The organism is Intestinimonas massiliensis (ex Afouda et al. 2020), assembly GCF_900626285.1.
GTDB classification, from domain to species: domain Bacteria; phylum Bacillota; class Clostridia; order Oscillospirales; family Oscillospiraceae; genus Flavonifractor; species Flavonifractor massiliensis_A.
This window is the reverse complement of the sequence record NZ_LR131147.1, coordinates 224,856-247,907: the sequence shown is the minus strand read 5'-3', so window position 1 is coordinate 247,907 and position 23,052 is coordinate 224,856. Positions and strand designations below refer to the sequence as shown.

The following is a 23,052-nucleotide window of genomic DNA, read 5'->3' as shown; positions in this document are numbered from 1 at the left end:
CGACAAAAAAGGGGCTCCGAACCGGAGCCCCTTTCGCCGTCAAGTACAGCTTTCAGTCGGGCTGCGCTTGATAGCATACGGGAAAGCTAGGAAATTTGCAACGCAAACTATTTCCCATCAGAGGAAACATTTACTGAATGGAGACGACTTCGTAGCCAGCTTCCGTCACCGCGTTTTTCAGCGTGTCGTCAGAGACGGGGGCGCTGAGCGTGATGTGGGCGGTCTTGGCCTCCAGATCCACCGTGGCGGTCACGCCATCCAGGGCGTTGAGGGCCTTTTCCACGTGGGCTTTGCAGTGCGCGCACATCATGCCTTCGATTACCATGGCCTTTGTCATAAGATTACTTCCTTTCTCGGTTTCCGATTGAGATCCGGCGGCGGGGGAAAAGTCCCCGCGTTCCGGCTTGAACCACTTCAGCCGCAGGGCGTTGGTGACCACGCACACCGAGCTCATGCTCATGGCGGCGGCGGCGAACATGGGGGAGAGCTGCAGGTGGAACAGGGGGTACCACACACCGGCTGCCAGAGGGATGCCGATGATGTTGTAGATGAAGGCCCAGAACAGGTTTTCCTTGATGTTGCGGATCACCTTCCTGGACAGCTTGACGGCGGTGACCGCGTCCAGCAGGTCGCTCTTCGTCAGCACGATGTCCGCCGATTCAATGGCTACATCGGTACCCGCCCCGATGGCGATGCCCACATCTGCCCGGGCCAGGGCGGGGGCGTCGTTGATGCCGTCACCCACCATGGCTACCCGTTTTCCTTGTGCCTGAAGCTCTGTAATGGCTTTTTCCTTGTCCTGCGGCAGCACCTCGGAGATGACCTTGTTCACCTTCAGGGCCTTACCCACCGCCTCAGCAGTGCGCCGGTTGTCGCCGGTGAGCATGACCACGTCGATGCCCATGGCCTGGAAGGCGGCCACAGCCGCGGCACTGGTGGGCTTGGGGGTGTCAGCCACCGCCACAATGCCCAGCAGACTGCCGCTCTCCGCAAAGAACAGCGGGGTCTTGCCCGCCTGGGCCAGCGCCTCCGCCTGACCGGCGAATTCGCCCAGGGGTACGCCAGCTTCTTCCATCATGGCACGGTTGCCAGCCAGCACGGGGGCACCATGAAGGGCGGCGGCAATGCCGCGGCCCGGAGCAGCTGTAAAGTCAGTTACATTCACAAGCGGAATGTTGCGCTCCTGGGCCTCGGCCAGGATGGCCTCCGCCAGCGGATGCTCGGACGGCTTCTCCAGGGAGGCCGCCACGCACAGCAGTTCCTCCTCGGTGACGTCCTCCGCCGTCCGGCAGTCGGTGACCACCGGCTTGCCCTGGGTCAGGGTGCCGGTCTTGTCCAGCACCACCGCTCCGATGGTGTGGAGGGTCTCCAGAGCCTCGGCGGACTTGATGAGGATACCGTTTTCCGCGCCCTTGCCTGTGCCCACCATGATGGCCACCGGAGTGGCCAGCCCCAGGGCGCAGGGGCAGGAGATCACCAGCACCGACACGCCGGCGGTGAGGGCCCGGGTGATATCGCCGCCGGTGGCAATCAGCCACACCGCGGCGGTGACAATAGCGATGGTGATGACGGTGGGCACGAAGATCCCCGCCACCTTGTCCGCCAGCTTGGCGATGGGGGCCTTGGAGGAGGAGGCCTCCTCCACCAGCCGGATCATCTGAGCCAGGGTGGTGTCCTCACCCACCCGGAGGGCCCGGAAGGTAAAGGAGCCGGACTTGTTGATGGAGGCGGCGGCCACCTTGTCCCCCGGGTTCTTCTCCACCGGGAGGGATTCGCCGGTCAGGGCGGACTCGTCTACCGAGGACCGGCCCTCGGTGACCACGCCGTCCACCGGGATGCGGCCGCCGGGCTTTACCACCACCAGATCGTTCACCAGCACCTCCTCCACCGGGACCTCCGCCTCCACCCCCTCCCGGAGCACGGTGGCGGTCTTGGGGGCCAGGTCCATGAGCCGGGTGATGGCCTCGCTGGTCTTACCCTTGGAGCGGGTCTCCAGCCACTTGCCCAGGGTGATGAGGGTGAGGATCATGCCCGCCGATTCAAAGTACAGGTCCATGGACCACCGGTCCACCCGGGCCTGATCTCCGTGGCCCAGGCCCCAGGCGATCTGAAACAGGGCTGCGGTGCCGTAGATCATGGCGGCGGCGGAGCCCAGGGCAATGAGGGAATCCATGTTGGGCGCCCGGTGCCACAGGGACTTGAAGCCCACCTTGTAGTACTTGTCGTTAATGTACAGGATGGGCAGAGTGAGGAGAAACTGGAGAAAGGCCACCACGAACACGTTGCCCGGATCGTGGAAGAAGGCGGGCAGAGGCCAGCCCATCATGTGGCCCATGGAGAGATAGAACAGGGGCACCAGAAAGACCAGGGAGGAGCAGAACCGCCGTTTCATGCCGGCGGCCTCCTCTTCCATCACGTTTTCCCGACGGGCCGGGGCAGAGGCTGTCTTCGCCTGGGGCAGGGAGGCGCCGTAGCCCGCCGCCTCCACCGCCTGGATAATATGCTGAGCGTCCGTGGTGTTTTCGGCGTACTCCACCAGCATGGAGTTGCCCAGCAAATTGACATTGACCTGATCCACACCCTCCACCTGGTGCACTGCCTTCTCTACGTGGGCGGAGCAGGCCGAGCAGGTCATGCCGGTCACATCAAATTTTTGTTTCATGGTTTCACCAGACTTTCCAAAGGGAACTTGGATCACTTCAAAATCCGCCCCAATGTCTGAACAAACTCATCAATTTTCTGGCTGCGCTCCTCCGGGGAGGAGGCCTCCTGCACACAGTGCTTCAAATGAGCGGCCAGGATCTCCTTATTGGTGCGGTTGAGAATGGCTTCGGTGGCCATCAGCTGCTGTGAAATGTCAATGCAGTAGCGATCGTCCTCCACCATCTTGATGATGCCGTCCAGCTGTCCCCGCGCGGTTTTGAGCAGGCGCAGGACGGTTTTGGTATCTGCCATCATGGCTGAACACCCCCCTGGGGTGTAGTGTACGTCAAGGGACAAAAAAAGTCAAGGCCCAGTTTCAGGGCCTTGACTGGCAAAGGCGGAAGGATCAGTCGCCTTTGGAGCGGGTGTCGCGGAAGAGCAGGGAAATACACCACAGGGCCGCCAGGCCAACCAGGGCGTAGATGATGCGGCTGACCATGCTGGTCTGGCCGCCGAACAGGGCGGCTACGATGTCAAATCGGAACAAGCCGATGCTGCCCCAGTTGAGCCCGCCGATGATGGCCAGGATCAGGGCGATCTTGTCAAGAATCATAGGATATGCTGCCTCCTCAAATTTGAGATACCGTGGCTAGTATCGGCAGGAATGAGGCAAATTATGCAGCGCAAATTTTTAATCAAAATCAAACATGGGCCCGCTTTTTCCACTGGGACAGGATGAGGCCGGACAGGATGAGCACGATGGCGGCCAGGGTGAGGGCGGTGACGGGCTCCTGAAGGATGAGGACGGAGGCCACCACGGTGATGACGGGCATCAGATAGAGGTAGACGTTGGTGGCGATGGAGCCGATCAGGGCGGAGGCCCTGTTCCAGGCCAGGAAGCACAGGGCGGAGGCTCCGATGCCCAGATAGAGGGTATTGCCCAGCAGGACGGGGCTTGCGAACCGGGACAGGTCCAGGCTCAGACCGTTGATCCAGATGAAGGGGAGGGTGAACAGCAGCCCCCAGAAAAAGATCTTGCGGGTGATCTGAAGATCGTTCAGGCCGGCGCTGACGTGGGCCCACTCTAGGCAGACCCCGTAGCCGCCCCAGCAGACGGCGGCTGCCAGAGAGAGCAGGATGCCGATGGGGTTGCAGTCAAAGGATTCCCCCTCCGCCAGGGAGATCAGGGCGATACCGGCCATGGCCAGGCAGAATCCAATGAAAAAGGCGCCGCCCGGCCGTTTGGAGCGCCGGCACAGCCACAGCAGGAGGGCGGTAAACATGGGGGCGGCGGCGATGATGAGCCCCACGGTAGAGGCCAGGGAGAACTGCAGAGCGTAGTTCTCCAGAATGGAGTAGAAGGTTAGACCGGTGAGGCCGCAGCACAGGAAGGGAAGCTCACCCTTCAGGCTCTTGGGCAGCAGCGGCTTGGGGGAGCAGAGAAAGAGCATCGCCCAGGCCAGAAGAAAGCGGAAGATCAGGATCTCCACCGGATGGAAAGCGGTCAGGAGTACCTTTGTGGAGATGTAGGTGGTACCCCACACCACTGAGACTGCCAGGGCCAGCACGTGGCCCAGCGCCAGGTGATTTTTCACACAGCTCATCCTTTCGCAAAAAACAGCGTGCGCGGTTCCCGCGCACGCTGTTGGTCGGTTAAAGAATCACATCTGCCTGCCGGGCAAATGATCAGAGAATGCGGCGGGCATACACATACACGCCGGCGTAATAACCACTGTTCAGATCGTTGATCCGGACTTCGTATGTACTGGTGGAGGCGTGGATGAACTGGCCGTTGCCGATGTAGATGCCCACGTGGGACACGGGCTTGCTGCCGCCGTCCTTGAAGAACACCAGGTCGCCGGGCTGCAGCTCACTCTTGGAGACGGACACGCCGTTGGAGAGCTGGCCGGTGGCGGTACGGTTCAGGGTGTAGCCAAAGTGGCGGTACACGTAAGTGGTGAAGCCGGAGCAGTCAAAGCAGTTGGGGCCGTTGCCGCCGTACACATAGGGCACACCCAGGAACTGCTTGGCGTAGTCCACTACCTGCTGGCCCAGGCTGTTGCTGGTGGCCACAGCGGCGGCCACGGTGCCGTCGCCCCGGGAGCCGGCGGAGTCCTTGCAGGTCACCATGTAGTCGCTGCTGACGTAGCCGGTGGAGCCGCCGCTGGTCTTGATCTTGTACCAGCCGTTGTCGATGCCCACGATGGTAACCACGGCGCCGTCATTCAGGGAAGTGACCTTGCCGTAGCTGGTGCCAGGCCCGCTGCGCACGTTCAGGGTGGAGCCGCCGGTCTTGACCAGACCGTAGCCGATGGTCACATCCGCCTTGGTGGCGACGGTGACATAGTCGGCGGACATATAGCCCTCAACGGACTTGTAATCCACCTTGTACCAGCCGTTTCCGGCGTCCTCCAGAACCACCACGGTGTCGCCCTTGGAGGCGGTAGCCAGGATGGTGGAAGAGGTGCTGGCCTCCTCACGGAGACGGAGCGCGTCGGTATTGACGGTGCCGGCACCCACACTGGCGGCGGAAGCACCGACTATACAGACGGCGGAAACGGCGACGGTCAAAAGAGCGGTACGCATGAGCTTGGCAGGCAGTATCATTCGTAGATTCCCTCCGTTCAGAATAGTGCCCCGCTGCACAGACGGGGCTGAAATATGACTTACTTATTGGCTAATGCCCGTTCCAGCCAGACGGACGCCACATCCATGGCGGCGTACAGGCTGTCCTTCTCGGTTTTCTTTACCACACGATCCCGGCTCTTCAGGTCGGGGTCGGTGAGCTGGAGCTGGACGGAGACCTTGGTGGCCACATCCATGTCGTTTTCTTTTTTCTGGCTCAGGATCTGAAGCATAATGATATATTTTTCAGCCATGCTGCCGTAGTAGATCAGACTGTCTTTCCGGCGCAGGGGATGGCCTTTATAAGTCAGAGGAATAGCTTGAGATGACATAATACCTCCTAATAGACGGGAATGTTACTGATTTTTAAAAACTGTAACCAAATTGTAACACGTTGTATCCAAAGAGTCAACCGCTTTTCGGGCATTTTTCAGAAAAAACGCTGAATGGAAGTTAAGAAGAGGAACGGGGCCGCTTTCTGGAGCGCCTTGTCTGCCGCAGGTCCAGAATGAGCAGACAGCAGGCGTATACCAGCACGGCCAGGATCGCCAGGGCTTCACCCAGCATGGTATAGGTCTTGCCGCCCAGGGTCAGGACAAAGGTGTACCGCTGCCGGAAGTAGACCAGGTAGGCGCTGAGGGAAGACAGCTGCACCAACACCGCTGCGGGGAACCGGTCGGGCAGGATGCAGGCCACAGCCACGGTGAGCACGTCGGCCAGGAAGAAGTAGCGGTCGTGCATATAGGGCAGCAGGAAGGGGACGCCTACCGCCAGAATGACCCCGGCGGTGAGCAGGGCGGTGTCCGAGATCCGCTTCCGGAAATATACCAGAGTGCCCAGCAGGAGCAGGACCAGCAGGAAGGCGGCGATGATGCCGGCGCGGGCGTAGGTGGTCTCATCCACCTGGGAGCCATAGGGGAGGAAGGAGAAGACGGAGGCAGAATTGTAATTCAGGCTGCCCGCCCCTTCCCGGGTCTGCCCCACATAGACGCTGAGAATATCGACCAGCGGTTTGCCCAGCAGCAGGGCGGGGATGCAGGTCAGGGCGTAGGCGGCGGGGAGGCAGAACAGGTGCCGGAACTTGATCCGCCCCGCCAGCCAGAAGGCGGCCCACAGGGGCAGGATGAATACCGTCTGGAGCTTGAAGGAGAAGGCGATCCCCAGCAGGGCGGACGAGGAGACGCCCCGCCGCTCCAGCGCGCAAGCCATGGCGTGGAGCACCAGACCGCTGTAAAGGGAATCACATTGCCCCCAATAGGCGCTGTTAAGCATGACGGTAGGCAGCAGCAGCAAAACGCAGAAGCACATCAGGGAGGCGCTGCTGCCTTTTGCTGTAAAGTGGATCACCAGACGGGCGCCGCCCCAGGCCAGTACCACATCAAAGAGAATGGAGAACAGCTTGATGAGGCAGAGGTCGGGGATGGGCAGGTAAGAGATGGCCGCCAGGAAGTAGAGGTAGGGGGCGTTGTAGTTGCCGATGGGCAGTTTGATGGCGGCGAAACCGCCGTTATCCCGGAGGGCGGCCATCCACTGGGACAGGAAGATCTCGTAATCAGAGGAGACATAGGAGAGCATCAGAGCCCGGAGGAAAAAGGCCAGCCCGATGGGGAGCAGGGCGGTGAGCACCTGGCTGCGTCCGTAAGACTTCAGCAGGAAAAGAGCCAGCAGGGCGGGAATGAGCAGCAGCAGATAGACCCAGATCCGGACCGATGTGGTGCCCAGGTCCAGGCCAAGGACGGGGATCAGGCTCAGGCCCAGCAGGGTCAGGCCGGTACAGCCGCAGGTCAGAGAGAGGGGAGAGACGGATCTCATAGCGATACCTCACGATCAAAAAGAAGAAGGGCCCGGAGGTGTTACTCCGGGCCCTTGGGGTCAGGTGTCAGCTCTCAGCGGAGTCGGTTGCAGCGTCGGCGGCCTCCTCCACCACAGGCTCTTCGGACACGCCGCTCTGGGCTGTGCCCTCGTCGTCCATCTTGTCGTACTTGCGGTACATGGACAGACCGGAGCCGGCGGGGATCAGCTTGCCGATGATGACGTTCTCCTTCAGGCCCAGCAGGTGGTCCACCTTGCCCTTGATGGCGGCCTCGGTCAGAACCTTGGTGGTCTCCTGGAAGGAGGCGGCGGACAGGAAGGAATCGGTGGCCAGAGAGGCCTTGGTGATACCCATCAGCAGGCGGGTGCAGGTGGGGAGCCGCAGCTCCATACCGTCATTGGTCTCGCCGGCGTCGATACGGGCCTGAACAGCGGCCTTGGCGTCCTCAAACTCGATGAGTTCGATGGTGGAGCCGGAGAGCAGGTCGGAGTCGCCGGCGTCCTCCACGCGGACCTTGCGCATCATCTGGCGGCAGATAACCTCGATGTGTTTGTCGTTGATATCCACGCCCTGCTGACGGTAGGGCTTCTGCACTTCCTGGATCAGGTAGTCGTACACCGCGTGGATGCCCCGGACACGGAGCACGTCCTGGGGATAGAGGGCGCCTTCGGTCAGGGCGAAGCCCTTCTCCACCACGTCGCCGTCCTTTACCCGCAGGCCGGCGGAATAGGGCAGGGTGTAGGTGACGGTCTCGCCGTCGTCGGCGGTGATGGTCACGTTGCACATGGAGTTGCGCTTGGCCTCCTCCAGGGTGACCTTGCCGCCCACCTCGGCCAGCTGGGCCATCTTCTTGGGCTTGCGGGACTCGAACAGCTCCTCAACACGGGGAAGACCCTGAGTGATATCGCCGCCGGCCACGCCGCCGGTGTGGAAGGTACGCATGGTCAGCTGGGTACCGGGCTCACCGATGGACTGGGCGGCGATGATACCCACCGCCTCACCGGCGCCCACAGGCTCGCCGATGGCCAGGTTAATGCCGTAGCACTTGGAGCATACGCCGCTGCGGGCGCGGCAGGTGAGCACGGAGCGGATCTTGACCTGGTGGATACCGTGGGCCTCCAGCAGCTTGGCGTGATCTGCGGTCATCATGGTGTGGTGGTCGATGAGCACCTCGCCGGTCTGAGGATCGCAGATGTCCTCCACCGGGTAGCGGCCCTTCAGACGCTCACCGAAGGTCTCGATGACCTGGCCGTTCTCCACGATCTCGCTGACCATGATGCCGTCGTCGGTGCCGCAGTCGTCCTCGCGGATGATGACCTCCTGGGACACATCCACCAGACGGCGGGTCAGGTAACCAGAGTCGGCGGTACGCAGAGCGGTATCGGCCATGCCCTTCCGGGCGCCTCGGGAGGAGATGAAGTACTCCAGCACGGACAGACCTTCACGGAAGTTGGACTTGATGGGGATCTCGATGGTGCGGCCGGAGGTGTCGGCCATCAGGCCGCGCATGCCGGCCAGCTGACGGATCTGAGCGGAAGAACCACGGGCGCCGGAGTCGGCCATCATCCAGATGGGGTTGTACCGGTCCAGACCGGCCATCAGGGCATCGGTCACGTCCTTGGTGGTCTTCTCCCAGGCCTCAACCACCAGGCGGTACCGCTCGTCGTTGGTCAGGAAGCCGCGCTTGTACTGACGCTCGATCTTGACGATCTCCTTCTCGGTATCGGCGATGAGGCCGTACTTCTTCTCGGGGATGGTCATGTCGTAGATGGAGACGGTGAGGGAGCCCCGGGTGGAGAACTTGTAGCCCTTGGCCTTGATGGTGTCCAGCACGGTGGCGGACACGGTGAAGCCGTGCTTGTTGATGCACTTGTCGATGATCTTGCCCAGCTGCTTCTTGCCCACGATGAAGTTGACCTCAGGCTCGAAGACCTGGTCGGGATCATTGCGGTCCACAAAGCCCAGATCCTGGGGGATGCCCTCGTTGAAGATCAGGCGGCCCACGGTGGTGCGCACCAGCTTGTGGCGGGTCTCGCCGTTGATCTCCGCCTCCCGGCGGACCAGGATGGGCACGTGGAGGTCCAGCTCGCCCTCATCATAGGCCAGACGGGCTTCAATATCGCTGCCGAAGACGTGGAAGACCTCACGGGGCAGCTGGCCGTCCTCGGTCTCAGCGCAGATGCCGGCATAAGTGGGGATGTCGTCCAGGGCGCCGGGGTTCTTGACCCATACCAGATCACCGGGGTTCAGGGTACCGGCGTCCAGGGCGGCCTTGACGGCGGCCACGTCGTCATAGGTCTCCTCGGCGGTATGGTCGGCGTACTTCTCATAGGTCAGGTAGTAGGAGCCCAGCACCATGTCCTGGGTAGGCACGGTGACGGGACCGCCGTCCTGAGGACGAAGCAGGTTGTTGGCGGAGAGCATCAGCACCCGGGCCTCGGTCTGGGCCTCGGCGGACAGAGGCACGTGGACGGCCATCTGGTCGCCGTCGAAATCGGCGTTGAAGGCGGTACACACCAGGGGGTGCAGCTTGATGGCGCGGCCCTCCACCAGGACGGGCTCAAAAGCCTGAATGCCCAGACGGTGCAGGGTAGGGGCGCGGTTCAGCATGACGGGGTGGTCCTTGATCACGAACTCCAGGGCGTCCCACACCTCGGCCTTGCCCTTGTCAACCATCTTCTTGGCGGACTTGATGTTGTTGGCCAGGCCGTCCTCCACCAGCTTCTTCATGACGAAGGGGCGGAACAGCTCGATAGCCATCTCCTTGGGCAGGCCGCACTGATAGATCTTCAGCTCGGGGCCCACCACGATAACGGAACGGCCGGAGTAGTCGACACGCTTGCCCAGCAGGTTCTGACGGAAGCGGCCCTGCTTGCCCTTCAGCATATCGGACAGGGACTTCAGCGCCCGGTTGTTGGCGCCGGTGACGGCGCGGCCCCGGCGGCCGTTGTCGATCAGGGCGTCCACAGCCTCCTGCAGCATCCGCTTCTCATTGCGCACGATGATGTCGGGGGCGTTGAGCTGGATCAGGCGCTTCAGGCGGTTGTTGCGGTTGATGACGCGGCGGTAGAGGTCGTTCAGGTCGGAGGTGGCGAACCGGCCGCCGTCCAGCTGCACCATGGGGCGCAGCTCGGGGGGGATGACGGGCAGCACGTCAATGATCATCCACTCGGGCTTGTTGCCGGAGATGCGGAAGGCGTCCACCACTTCCAGACGCTTGACGATGCGGGCCTTCTTCTGGCCGGAGGCGTCCTTCAGCTCGGCGCGGAGCTGAGTGGACAGCTCCTCCAGGTCGATCTGCTGGAGCAGCTTCTTCACGGCCTCGGCGCCCATGCCGGCCTCGAAGTCGTCCTCGTACTTCTCCCGCATGTCGCGGTACTCCTTCTCGGAGAGAATCTGGTTCTTGGCCAGAGGGGAGAAGCCGGGATCAGTGACAATATAAGAAGCAAAGTACAGGACCTTCTCCAGAATCCGGGGGCTGATGTCCAGCAGCAGGCCCATCCGGGAGGGGATGCCCTTGAAATACCAGATGTGGGACACAGGGGCGGCCAGCTCGATGTGGCCCATGCGCTCACGGCGCACCTTGGCCCGGGTGACCTCCACGCCGCAGCGGTCGCAGATCTTGCCCTTGTAGCGGATCTTCTTGTACTTGCCGCAGTGGCACTCCCAGTCCTTGGTAGGCCCAAAGATCCGCTCGCAGAACAGTCCGTCCCGCTCCGGCTTCAGGGTGCGGTAGTTGATGGTCTCCGGCTTCTTCACCTCACCGTAGGACCACTCGCGGATCTGTTCCGGGGAGGCGATGCCAATCTGGATGGCGTCGAATTCAGCGTAACTCATAGTTCTGATCGTCCTCCCTTACTTATTCCATATCATCGGCGCCGTCGCCGAAGTCATCATCAGAAAAATCATCGTCGCCCTCGTCGTCGGAACCATCGGCGATCAGGTCGTCGTCGTCGCTGCCCTCTTTCAGGGTGTAGCCCGCGGCGGCGAAATCGGACTCCCCGCCGGCGTTGTAGCCGTAGAAGTCGTCATCGTCGTCCCGGAACTTGCCGGGCTGGTAGGTGTCCTCGTCGTCGTCCTTCAGCTCGATCTCGTTGCCCTGATCGTCCAGCACCTTCATATCCAGGCACAGGGACTGCAGCTCCTTGATCAGAACCTTGAAGGACTCGGGCACTCCGGGCTTGGGCACGTTGTGGCCCTTCACGATGGCCTCGTAAGTGCGCACACGGCCGGTGACGTCGTCCGACTTGACGGTCAGGATCTCCTGCAGGGTGTAGGCGGCGCCGTAAGCCTCCAGGGCCCACACCTCCATCTCGCCGAAGCGCTGGCCGCCGAACTGGGCCTTGCCGCCCAGAGGCTGCTGGGTGACCAGGGAGTAGGGACCGGTGGAACGGGCGTGGATCTTATCGTCAACCAGGTGGTGCAGCTTGAGGAAGTAGACGTAGCCAACAGTGACGGGGTTGTCGAACCGTTCGCCGGTGCGGCCGTCGTACAGCCAGCTCTTGCCGTCGGGACGCAGGCCAGCCATCTTCAGGGTCTCGGCGATGTCCTTCTCGTCGGCGCCGTTGAAGACGGGGGTGGCAACCTTCCAGCCCAGGGTCTTGGCGGCATAGCCCAGATGGACCTCCAGCACCTGACCGATGTTCATACGGGAAGGCACGCCCAGGGGGTTCAGCACGATGTCCAGGGGGGTGCCGTCGGGCAGGAAGGGCATATCCTCCTGGGGCAGGATGCGGGACACAACACCCTTGTTGCCGTGACGGCCGGCCATCTTGTCGCCCACGGAGATCTTACGCTTCTGGGCGATATAGACACGGACCACCATGTTGACGCCGGGGGAGAGCTCGTCGCCCGCCTCGCGGGTGAACACCTTCACGTCCACGATGATGCCGCTTTCGCCGTGGGGCACCTTCAGGGAGGTGTCACGGACCTCACGGGCCTTCTCGCCAAAGATGGCCCGGAGCAGCCGCTCCTCGGCGGTCAGATCGGTCTCGCCCTTGGGGGTGACCTTGCCCACCAGGATGTCGCCGGCACGGACCTCGGCACCCACGCGGATGATGCCGCGCTCGTCCAGATCCTTCAGGGCGTCCTCGCCCACGTTGGGGATGTCCCGGGTGATCTCCTCGGGACCCAGCTTGGTGTCCCGGGATTCGGTCTCGTACTCCTCAATATGAATGGAGGTAAAGACGTCCTCCTTCACCATGCGCTCGTTCAGCAGGATAGCGTCCTCGTAGTTATAGCCTTCCCAGGTCATGAAGCCCATGAGGATGTTCTTGCCCAGGGCGATCTCGCCGTTGGAGGTGGAGGGGCCGTCCACGATGACCTCGCCCTTTTCCACCCGCTGGCCGGCGTCCACGATGGGCCGCTGATTGATGCAGGTGCCGTGGTTGGAGCGCAGGTATTTGGTCAGCTTGTAGTCCTCCACCCGGCCGCTGTCATAGCGGACGGAGACGGAGTCGGCGGCCACCTTGGTGACGGTGCCGTCCTCCTCGGCCAGGATGGCGATCTCGGAGTCGATACAGTTCTTGTGCTCCTGGCCGGTGGCCACGATGGGGGCCTCGGTGGTCAGCAGAGGCACGGCCTGCCGCTGCATGTTGGCGCCCATCAGAGCACGGTTGGCGTCGTCGTTCTCCAGGAAGGGGATCTGGGCGGTAGCGATGGAGAACATCATCTTGGGGGATACGTCGATATAGTCCACCTGGTCACGGTCCACGTCGATGATCTCGTTGCGGTGACGGCAGGTGATACGGGCGTTCTTCAGGCAGCCGTTCTCGTCCAGAGGCTCGGTGGCCTGGGCGATGGTGAACTCGTCCTCCATGTCGGCGGTCATATAGTCCACCTGATCGGTGACGTGGCCGCTGGGCCGCTCCACCTTGCGGTAGGGAGCCTCGATGAAGCCGTACCGGTTGATGCGGGCATAGGAGGCCAGGTAGGAGATCAGGCCGATGTTGGGACCTTCGGGGGTCTCGATGGGGCACAGACGGCCGTAGTGGGAGTAGTGGACGTCTCGCACATCGAAGGAGGCGCGGTCACGGGACAGACCGCCGGGGCCCAGAGCGGACATGCGGCGCTTGTGGGTCAGCTCGGCCAGGGGGTTGGTCTGGTCCATGAACTGGCTCAGGGGGCTGCTGCCGAAGAACTCCTTGATGGCGGCGGTGACGGGCCGGATGTTGATGAGGGACTGGGGGGTGACGATGTCCAGATCCTGAATGGTCATCCGCTCCCGGATCACCCGCTCCATACGGGAGAAGCCGATGCGGAACTGGTTCTGGAGCAGCTCGCCCACGCAGCGCAGACGGCGGTTGCCCAGGTGGTCGATGTCGTCGGCGTTGCCCACGCCGTGGGCCAGGCAGTTGAGGTAGTTGATGGAGGCCATGATGTCATCCACGATGATGTGCTTGGGGATCAGATCGTCGATGCGCTCCTTGACGGCGTCCTTCAGCTCCTCGCCGGAGTAATTGGCCAGCAGCTCCTGGAGCACGGTGAAGCGGACCTTCTCGGTGACGCCGCACTCCGCGGGGTCGAAGTCCACAAAGTTCTTCATATCCACCATGTGGTTGGAGAACACCTTGATCTGGGTGCCGTCCAGATCAAGTACCGCCTCGTTGACGCCCTTGGCGTCCAGCTCCATGGCCCGCTCCCGGGTCAGCACCTCGCCGGGCTCGGCCAGGATCTCGCCGGTGGAGGGATCCACCACGGGCATGGCCAGCTTCTGACCGGACAGGCGGGACCAGATGGCCAGCTTCTTGTTGAACTTGTACCGGCCCACGGCGGACAGGTCGTACCGGCGGGGGTCGAAGAACAGGGCGTTCAGCAGGCTCTCGGCGGAATCCACCGTGGGAGGCTCGCCGGGACGCAGCTTGCGGTAGATCTCCAGCAGAGCGTCCTCGTAGGTCTTGCAGGCGTCCTTGTCCAGGGTGGCCACGATGCGGGGATCCTCGCCGAACAGCTCCAGGATCTCGGCGTCGGTCTTGGGACCCACCGCCCGGATCAGACAGGTGATGGGCAGCTTGCGGTTTTTATCGATACGGACATAGAAGATGTCGCTGAGGTCGGTCTCGTACTCCAGCCAGGCGCCGCGATAGGGGATCACGGTGGTGGCGTAGGTGACGGTGCCGGCCTTATCCTCGGTGCGGGCATAGTAGATACCGGGGGAGCGGACGATCTGGGAGACGATGACGCGCTCGGCGCCGTTGATGACGAAGGTACCGGCCTTGGTCATCAGGGGGAAGTCGCCCATGAAGATCTCCTGCTCCTTGATCTCCTCGGTCTCCTTGTTGCGCAGGCGCACCCGCACCTTGATGGGAGCGGCGTACGTGGCGTCCCGGGCCTTGCACTCCTCCACGGAGTACTTGGGGGGCTCATCCATGGAGTAGTCGATGAAGGAGAGCTCCAGGTTGCCTGCGTAGTCGGTGATGGAGGCCACATCCTTGAAGACTTCCCGCAGTCCTGTATCCAGGAACCACTGGTAGGAGTTCTTCTGCACCTCCAGGAGGTTGGGCATGTCCAGGATCTCCTCGTGGCGGGCAAAGCTCTTGCGGAGGGTTTTGCCGAAGTAGACGTCCTTGACCATCGTAGAAAAAACACCTCGTTTTCTTTGTCTGGGAGCCGCTGGGTGGCAGCGTCTCCCGGTTTCCGTCGGCTGCTTTTCGTCGAACCGCACGAACCGGGCGGTTCAGTCCGGGTGCTACACACCCGGATGCGTGGATAAAATATGAAAATATCCTCTTGCGCTTCCCGAAGGGCCGTGTTATATTGAGTACAACATGGGAGGACAGCGGGAAAACGCGTTCTGGACATAAGAGCATTTAAGTATACCATGTATTTGCTGGTAAAGTCAACAGCTTTTTGAGAGAATCCGGAGGAATCCGGATTTTTATTTTTGCAGAAGAAAACGCCCCTGGGCAGGCAATTCACCTGTCCGGGGGCGTTTTCTGCTATTACGGGTTCATAGTTTGGCAAAAGCGGGTCAGGATCACAGCGGCCTGAGCCCGGGTGGCAAAACCGGCAGGGGAGAGGGTGGTGTCGCTGGTGCCGGTGATGAGACCGGTGCCGATGGCCCAGCCCATGGCCTCCGCCGCATAGGAAGAGACCTGCCCGGCGTCGGCGTAGCCGCTCAGGGCGGCCTGAGCCGTTCTGTCATAGCCCTTGTAGCGGTTGTACCGGTAGAAGATGGTGGCCATCTGCTCCCGGGTGATGGTGTCCTCAGGGCCGAAGCTGCCGTTGTCATAGCCGGTGACGATGCCGTTGGCGCTGGCCCAGATCACGGCGTCGGTGTACCACTGGCCGGCGGCCACGTCGGGGAAAGAAGCGGTCCCGGTTACGGTGGGGCTGCCCTCCAGCCGGTAGAGGATGGTGACCAGCATGGCCCGGTTGGTGGTCACGTCGGGGGAGAAGCGGTCCTCGCTGGTGCCGGTCATCAGGCCCTGCTGGTACACGTAGCGCACCGCATCGGCATACCAGGTGCCGTCCGCCACGTCGGCAAAGGGGAGAGGCTGAGGAGCAGGATCCTCAGCGCCGCTGTTGGTGCTGCCGTCGGAGCTGCCGCCGGTCTGGCTGCCGGAGGAATTGCCGGAGCTGCCGCCGGAGCTGGTCCCGCTGTCTGCGCTCCCGCTGCCGCCGCCGGGGAGCTCCGCGGAGGAGGAGTCCGCCATCATCAGATCGGAAAATCCGGTGACGGTGAAGGTAGTGCCGTCTGCCGCGGTCAGCGTGCCGAGAAGCAGGGTGCCGTCGGCGGCCAGCACGCCGCTTTTGGCGGTGATATAGAGGGTGACCTGGCTGCCGGCCTGCTTGCTGACCGTATGGATGCCGTTCCGGTTCAGACCTGCGTCAGGCTCATAGGTATAGGCAGAGCCGCTGGCAGAGAGGTTCAGGGTGATCTGGAGGCTCTGGCAGTCGGAAGAGACCCCGGTCAGGGTCACGTCCTGGCTGGGCGCTGCCGTCTGGGAGGTCACCAGCCGGGGCCCAGCGGCGGCCGCTGTGGTGAACAGCAGGCCTGCCGCCAGAACCAGGGCGGAGATCAGAGATAAAATCGGTCGTTTCACAGTATACTCCTTATGTTTCAGTGTTGCTGCCGGTCAGCTCAATGACAGGGAAGGACGAACCGTCCTTGCCGCCCTCGGGGAAACTGGTCCACAGGGTCTGGCTGGTGATCCGCTGGCTGTCGGCGCTGGCGGCGTCGTCGGTGCGGTAGAGCACCGCCCGGATGGACAGGGGATATGCGTCAGTCACGCCGTCTTTGGCGTTAAGTTCGGCTTCGGCCTCCAGGTCGGGGACAAAGAGGAAGAAGCCGTCGCTGATGTCGCTGACCGCGCCGTCGGCGGGGATCTCGGCGAACAGCAGGGCATAGCCGTTCATAGCCCGGGTGATGGTGGTGACCTCCTGGTCCTCCCAGGCCTCGGCGGTGGTGTTATACTCCGCCTCGATGGATACATAGTTGAAGGCGGGGTCGCCCCGGTAGGTGCCCAGAATCACCAGAGTGCCGGCCTTGATCACGTCATCCGGGTCCTCGCCGTACCGGTAATCCTTCTGCAGCACGCCCACAGCGGCACCCTCATAGAAGTCCACCCGGTCGCCGGGATAGTCCAGCAGATCCACCTGAGCGCCTTCGGGGATACCGTTGAGCTCCAGTACCGCTGCGTCATAGGTCCAGATGCGGGTGTCCTCCGGTCCGGCTCCGGGCTTGTTGAAGTAGGCTACTACTTGGCTGCCGGACAGCTGTCCGGCCTTGGCGGTGGTCCATTCCTCAGCGTCGGCGTTTGCCTTCAGTCGCACGGTGTAGGTGCCGCTCAGGCCGGTGCCGGTCACCTTGATGCCGGTGACGGGGACAGAGGTGCCGCCCTTCATGGTGATGGTAACAGTGTCGCCGGAGCGCTCCAGGGTATACAGATCGGGATCGATGACCTTGTCATAGGCCACCAGGACCTCGCTGCTCTGGGCGGCGCTGCCCTGGTTGCCCAGCCTGTCCACGGGTACCACAGAGTAAGTGTAGGTCAGATTGTTGGCCGCGCCCAGGTCGTCCACATAAGTGGTCTGGGTGGTAAAGGCGATGGCCTTGCCGTTGCGGCGGATTTCATAGCCCAGGATGTGGGCACTGTCGGTGTGGCTGATGGTCAGAGTTACCTTGGATTCGCTGACCCGTGCGGTGACGGAGGCCGACCCGTCAGCGGCGGTGCCGTCCTCCAGCCGGTAGGTACGGGAGGCATCATTCAGGTACCAGATGGCCCGCTCCTCGGCGGGGTAGTCGTTCAGAATGTCCTTGACGGTGTCGCTGAGGGTCATGCCCCAGCGGGTAAAGAACTCGGTCAGGTTGCGGTGGGCTACCTTGGAGGCGATGAGGGCCACCCGCTCGTCGTAGTTGTAGCCGCTGTATTCGCCGCCCTTCCAGGCCTTGAAGAAGGCGTTGTAGAAAGCCAGGGGCTGGTCGGCGTTGTCATAGGCCAGGTGGAGCTGCCAGTACATGCCCAGCTGGACGAACACATTGTTGGCAGCGCCGGGGCGGGCCTGGGCCACCTTGTCAAAAATGGTCTCCCAGCGGCCGTCGGCGGTGAGCCGGGTGTCCAGGGCCATGGAACCGCCATCCCAGGCCTGGAGGGCCAGAGAATAGATGTTGTTGGTGATCTCGGCCTTGCCCAGCTTGTCCATGTTGTGGCCGATCTCGTGGGCGATGCCCCAGCCGAACAGGCCGTTGTCCGCACCGGCGCCGGTGGCGGAGGTGGGCTTGCCCTGGACCAGAGCAGCGGTGGAGCCGTACTCCACGCCGATGTGGTTCCCGGCGGCGTACATGAAAGCACCGGCGAACATGCGCATGTAGCGGATGTTCTGGCGGGTGGTCATGGGGTAGCGGTAATCGGCCGGGGCGGCGTCGGAATCAAGGATGCCCTGAACCTTGTTGGCGATAAAGAGCTCTTCCTCCCAGGCCAGAATGTTCTGGTACATGGTGTTCACCATCTCCTCCTGGCCGTTGCCCACGCCCTTCAGGCCGGAGAGCACCTGGTCGGCGGGGAGGGAGAGAAGGACGCTGGGGGTGGAGATCTCGGTGGCGTTGCGGATGTCGGTGGTCAGGGTGTTGGAGGGCAGAGTTCCCACATAGGCGGTCAGTTCCTCCACATAAGCGCGGATGGTATTTTCCCGCTGGCCCTGGTCCATGGCGTACCAGCCGGACAGCTCCAGAACCGGCATCTGATATACCCCGGCGCTGCTCCGGACCTGGACCTTGATCAGCTCCGGATGGACGCCGGCATAGGTCAGGTAGAGCACGCCGCCCCGGGTGGCGGTGAGGCTGCCGATCTTCTCCACGGTGATGTAGTTGCGGCCGTTCTTCAGAGCCACGGGGGTGCCCGTCCACACGCCGGATTCGCCGTAGAACTGGGTGGGCACCACATAGACGGCGGCGTCGTCGGGGAGCTGGGCGTAGATGGCCACGGTGGAGCCAGCCTTGGCGGTGATCCCCAGGGGCTGCAGGCTGCTGGCGGTCTGGCCGGCGGCCTGATCGGCGGCAGCGGAGCCGCTGCGGCTCTGGAAGTCGCTCTTTACCAGACCCAGGGCGTCGATCTCCTTGTCCAGCAGAGCCTGGGCCAGGTCCAGCTCGTCCTGAAGTCGGGCCAGATCCAGGTAGAAGCTGCTCAGGGCGGAGAGACGCTCCGTCAGGGCGGCGATGTCTCCCTGCTCCACAGCGCCCTTCAGGGCGGTAAAGGTGCCGTCGGTGAAGAGTGCGGCAATGTCGTCGGCCAGGGTATCACTGTCATAGAAGGCGATCTCGGAGATGCTCACCCGGGGGCCGCCGGTCTTTTCTCCCAGGCCCAGGGTGACGCTTTTCACACCCTTGGTCTCGGGGAAGGAGACGATATAGTAGTCGCTGCCGGTGATGTTTATACCCTCCCGGTAGTAGGTGGCCAGAGTCTCACCGCCTTCTCCCTTCAGGGTAACGGTATAATTGGCGATGCGATTCTTGTAGGCACCATCCAGGTAAGGCACCAGCAACAGGTAGTTCATGTCGTGGGTGTCCCGGAAGGTGTAGGTGATGTTGCTGGAGTACCACCAGGTGGCGGCCACCCAGTAGGTGTTGGGATCGCCGTCGGTCAGATCCTTCACCGTGAAGCCGGGGCAGAGGTTTTTGTCCACGTTGCCTGCGTTTTCCATGACCACAGAGGTGAGCTCCCCGCTGTCGATGCGGTTGCTCTCGGGCAGGACGGGCATCTCAAAGCCCTCCTTGTCCGGAGTGCCGGAGGCGATGGCGGAGTAGGGACCCATGCCCTTGTGGTTGCCTGCCTTCACGGCCACCTCGTAGGTGGTTCCGTTGGTCAGGCCGGTGATGACGGCACTGGTGGCGGTGGTGCTGCCGCCCCAGGTCCGGAACGTCTCCGTACCTTCCTCACGGTAGAACACCTGGTAGTAGGCGGCATCCTTGGTCTTGCTCCAGCTCAGGCGCAGAGCACTGTCGGCGTGCTCCACCTTCAGGTTGGAGGGAGCGCCGGGCACAGTGGCGGCCAGGGGAGTGGCGGAGAGAAGGGCGGAGGGGGTACCGCTCCAGTCGCCGTTGGTGGCGGTGACCTGGAAGTAGTAGGTGGTGCCATTTTCCAGGTCGGAGATCACGATGCGGTTGGTGGCGGCCCCGGCGCTCTTGTTCAGGGCGTCCTTGCCGGTGCCGTAGGCCACGGTGTAGCCGGTGACGTTGGGCAGACTGTCCCACACCAGGGTGATCTCCCCGTCGCCGGCGGTGGCGGCCAGTCCCTTCACCTGAGTGTCGGCCTTGGTCTCCTCGGACACGATATCCTTCAGAAATTCGATCTGAGTGACGGTGGCAAACTGGGGCTTCTCGCCGGCCTGTCCCTCCACCTTGGTCACGGTTATGGTGACCTTCTTCACCGCCACCTTGCTGCCCAGACCGATGGTCACTACGGTCTGGCCGGCGGTGCGGCTGATGGCGTGGGTTCCGGCGGGAGAGGAGATGTCAAAGTCCACGTTCAGGATCTGACCGTCCTCGGTCTCCACCTGGGCGGTACCCGCCTGAATGGCGCCGTCGGTGCTGGGTGAGGTGATGGAGATCTCACTCATGGTGACAGCTTCCTCAAAAGCGATGGGGATGGACAACTCCTGGCCCTCGGAGGCAGGCGCCAGAGTGACCCCGGTATCGCTGGAGGTGAACAGGTCATCCAGGGTGCCGTCGGTGACGGATACTGCGGAGGTGTCCACTGTGGGCGCCACGATGGCAGAGGTGGACAGGACGGTGGGTGTGGCGGACACATCCATCATTTTGTTGACATAAGACAGGTCGATCACATCCACCCTGCCGTCGCCGTTCAGATCGTAGACGGCCAGTGTCTCGGCGTCGGCAGCAGCCAGATGGGCGTCCATGGCGGCCCGGTCCGCGATGTCCACGGTGCCGCTGCCGTCCACGTCACCCAGGGAGAAGGTGCCGTCCCCAGTGCTCATCAGCACATGCTGGGAGTAGCCCTCCAGTGTGACGGTGGTGGAGCAGGGAGCGTAGCCCGTCCCGGTCACGGTCATGGTGTAGGTGCCCAGAGCCAGGCCGGAGACGGCAGCGCGGTAATAGCCGATCTGCTGTTCGGTGGTGAGAGGTACGCCCTGAGCATTCAGCGTTTCTACGGAGACAGGCAGCGTGCCGGCATCGGCGGTGCCGTCCCATAGCCGAACAGTGGCTATAGGCCGGTTGCTGCTGTCGGTCAGCGTCAGCTGAATCTTGCGGTCCCGCACCTCGTCGGCCCGCTGGGGCAGAGCGAAGGCGAGGGTCAGGGCGATGGAGCCGGTGGCCTGAGTGGTCTGCTGCAAGGCTTGCTCCTGAGTGCCGGCGGCTGAGGCGGCAGGGAGCCATGCGGTGCATGAGCTGGCAAGCGTTGCCAGGCAGAGCAGGCCAGAAATGGCGCGGCGGGGATGCTTCAAAGTGGTCAACCTTCCTTTCCTAACTTAAAGATGCTGTGCTGTTGTTATGTCGCCTTGGATGACATAACGTGGGAATTATACCCGATGCCGATCCCGGACTTCAAGCGTTATTTGGGCAATTTTTCTATTTTTGTAGGAGGTGGTAAAAAAATATATAATTCCTACTTGTTTTATATGATTGTGCACAAGGAAAAAGCGGCATAAAAAGAAGGGGAGCGGCGGTGCAGAAAACACACCGCCGCTCCCCTGTAAGGCAGGGAGATCAGAAAGCCTGATTGTCGTCATCCTGGTTCAATTCTTCCGCCGCTTTTGCGGCCTCCTGTTCCAGCTCGTCCAGCTCAGCCAGACGGCGGCGGAGGGCCTCACGCTGATTGGCGTCCATCTGGGAGATCCGCTGGTTGAACTGCTCCTCCCGGCGGCGCTGAGTGTCCTGCTGGTACTTCTCCTGGAGTTCGGCCCCGTATTTCCGGCCCTCCTCCACGGCGACGGCGCCCTTTTCCACCAGGATCTTGCCGGCTTTGCCGGCCTGCTCCACGGCGATGGCCGCCAGGCCCACGCCCGCCAGCCCGATGTTGGTCAGAACCTTGCCGAAATCTTCTATCATAAAATTGCCTCCTTCATAACTGCTGGATGCTGACACATCCGTATTTCGGATTTCTGGCCTTAGTATATACAGAAAAACGAAAATTGTCTTTGTAATTCTATGAACAATGGATTAAAAATGGATGAAAGAGTCAGCCGCTTTCCACTTGTGAAGGGCGGGCGGACGTAGTATAATCAAAAACACGACTTCGATGAGCAAAAGAGGATGACATATGAAACAGACACAGACCCGGACCTGGGCGGAGGTCAGTCTTTCGAATTTGGAGCACAATTACCGGGCGCTGCGGGCCATGCTGCCCCAGGGCTGCCGCTTTCTGGGCGTGGTAAAGGCGGACGCCTATGGCCACGGTGCGGTGCAGGTGGCCCGCCGGCTGGAGAAGCTGGGGGCGGAGTATCTGGCGGTGGCCTGCCTGGATGAGGCGCTGGAGCTGCGGCAGGCGGGCATCAAAGCGCCCATCCTGATCCTGGGCTATACCCCGGTGGAGCGGGCCGGGGCGCTGCTGGAGCAGGACATCACCCAGACCGTCTATGATCTGGATACCGCCAAAGCCCTGTCCGCTCTGGCGGAGCAGGCGGGTAAGCCGCTGAAGATCCACGTGAAGGCGGATACCGGCATGTCCCGGCTGGGCTGGCTGTGCGACAAGGAACATCTGGCGGAGACCGTGGATATCATCTGCCAGGTGTGCGCTCTGCCCGGCCTGGAGGCGGAGGGGATCTACACCCACTTTGCCAACGCCGACGGGGATGAGGACTATACCATGCTTCAGTTTACCCGCTTTTTGGATCTGCTGGATGCCCTGAAGGCCAGAAATGTAACCTTTGCCATTCGTCATTGCGCGGCCAGCGCCGCTGTGCTAAACTATCCCTGTACCTATCTGGATATGGTGCGGCCCGGGATCGCCCTGTACGGACACTATCCCGATCCCTCCTGTGAGGGGCTGGATGGGCCCGGCCTGCGGCCGGTGATGACTCTGAAGACCCGGGTGGCGTCGGTAAAGACCGTTCCGGCGGGCACGCCGGTGAGCTACGGCTGTACCCATGTGCTGGAGCGGGAGACACGTCTGGCGGCCCTGACCATCGGCTATGCCGACGGCCTGCCCCGGCTGTGTTCCGACCGCTGGCAGGTGGAGATCAACGGCCAGCGGGCCCCTATCGTGGGCCGGGTATGTATGGATATGTGTATGGCTGATGTCACCGGGCTGGATGTGGCGCCGGGGGACGAGGCGGAGGTCTTTGGGGAGCATCTGCCGGTAGAGGCCCTGGCCGACCTGGCCGGCACCATTCAGTATGAGCTGCTGTGTGCGGTGTCTCCCCGTGTGCACCGGGAATACCGGGACTAAAGCGAACCGACCGGCAGGGCCCGGCATACAATGGGCCGGGGAGGATGCGCCGGCATGGCGGCGGGGCACGCACCGCCCGTCTGTTTTTTACAGGGAGCGGGTATAAATCCCGCCGCCCCGTGGGAA

Annotated in this window: 13 protein-coding genes; 1 reads left to right on the top strand and 12 read right to left on the bottom strand. The window is 62.4% G+C overall.

Going from position 1 to position 23,052, the window contains the following annotated elements; genetic code table 11:
• Positions 1-130: 130 nt before the first annotated feature.
• The 12 genes from E0E41_RS01225 to E0E41_RS01170 form a co-directional block, all read right to left on the bottom strand.
• On the bottom strand, positions 131-2,662 hold the full coding sequence (locus E0E41_RS01225) for a heavy metal translocating P-type ATPase (protein WP_130868408.1): 2,532 nt from the start codon (positions 2,660-2,662) through the stop codon (positions 131-133).
• 32 nt (positions 2,663-2,694) lie between these two features.
• Positions 2,695-2,958, bottom strand: coding sequence for a metal-sensing transcriptional repressor (locus tag E0E41_RS01220; RefSeq protein WP_130868407.1), 264 nt, complete (start codon positions 2,956-2,958; stop codon positions 2,695-2,697).
• Positions 2,959-3,049: 91 nt separating this feature from the next.
• On the bottom strand, positions 3,050-3,256 hold the full coding sequence (locus tag E0E41_RS01215; RefSeq protein ID WP_130868406.1) for a DUF378 domain-containing protein: 207 nt from the start codon (positions 3,254-3,256) through the stop codon (positions 3,050-3,052).
• Between the two features lie 88 nt (positions 3,257-3,344).
• The gene (locus tag E0E41_RS01210) at positions 3,345-4,238 is read right to left on the bottom strand and encodes a DMT family transporter (RefSeq protein ID WP_130868405.1); all 894 of its coding nucleotides are present in this window, start codon (positions 4,236-4,238) and stop codon (positions 3,345-3,347) included.
• A gap of 91 nt (positions 4,239-4,329) precedes the next feature.
• A complete protein-coding gene (locus E0E41_RS01205) occupies positions 4,330-5,250 on the bottom strand; it encodes an SH3 domain-containing C40 family peptidase (RefSeq protein WP_130868404.1) in 921 nt (306 codons plus the stop codon).
• A gap of 59 nt (positions 5,251-5,309) precedes the next feature.
• The gene (locus E0E41_RS01200) at positions 5,310-5,600 is read right to left on the bottom strand and encodes a hypothetical protein (protein WP_130868403.1); all 291 of its coding nucleotides are present in this window, start codon (positions 5,598-5,600) and stop codon (positions 5,310-5,312) included.
• Positions 5,601-5,721: 121 nt separating this feature from the next.
• Complete coding sequence (locus E0E41_RS01195; protein ID WP_207303182.1) at positions 5,722-7,080, bottom strand: conjugal transfer protein TraL; 1,359 nt, start codon at positions 7,078-7,080, stop codon at positions 5,722-5,724.
• 67 nt (positions 7,081-7,147) lie between these two features.
• Positions 7,148-10,918 carry a DNA-directed RNA polymerase subunit beta' gene (gene rpoC / locus E0E41_RS01190; protein WP_130868402.1) on the bottom strand — a complete coding sequence of 1,257 codons (3,771 nt, stop codon included), beginning with the start codon at positions 10,916-10,918 and terminating at the stop codon, positions 7,148-7,150.
• Positions 10,919-10,940: 22 nt separating this feature from the next.
• A complete protein-coding gene (rpoB, locus tag E0E41_RS01185; RefSeq protein ID WP_130868401.1) occupies positions 10,941-14,654 on the bottom strand; it encodes a DNA-directed RNA polymerase subunit beta in 3,714 nt (1,237 codons plus the stop codon).
• 367 nt (positions 14,655-15,021) lie between these two features.
• The gene (locus E0E41_RS01180) at positions 15,022-16,125 is read right to left on the bottom strand and encodes an S-layer homology domain-containing protein (RefSeq protein WP_130868400.1); all 1,104 of its coding nucleotides are present in this window, start codon (positions 16,123-16,125) and stop codon (positions 15,022-15,024) included.
• Positions 16,126-16,135: 10 nt separating this feature from the next.
• The gene (locus tag E0E41_RS01175) at positions 16,136-20,872 is read right to left on the bottom strand and encodes a fibronectin type III domain-containing protein (protein ID WP_130868399.1); all 4,737 of its coding nucleotides are present in this window, start codon (positions 20,870-20,872) and stop codon (positions 16,136-16,138) included.
• Positions 20,873-21,245: 373 nt separating this feature from the next.
• The gene (locus E0E41_RS01170; protein ID WP_130868398.1) at positions 21,246-21,587 is read right to left on the bottom strand and encodes a hypothetical protein; all 342 of its coding nucleotides are present in this window, start codon (positions 21,585-21,587) and stop codon (positions 21,246-21,248) included.
• 211 nt (positions 21,588-21,798) lie between these two features.
• On the opposite strand from E0E41_RS01170, the gene alr reads away from it, so the two are divergent.
• Complete coding sequence (gene alr, locus E0E41_RS01165; protein WP_130868397.1) at positions 21,799-22,926, top strand: alanine racemase; 1,128 nt, start codon at positions 21,799-21,801, stop codon at positions 22,924-22,926.
• Positions 22,927-23,052 lie beyond the last annotated feature (126 nt).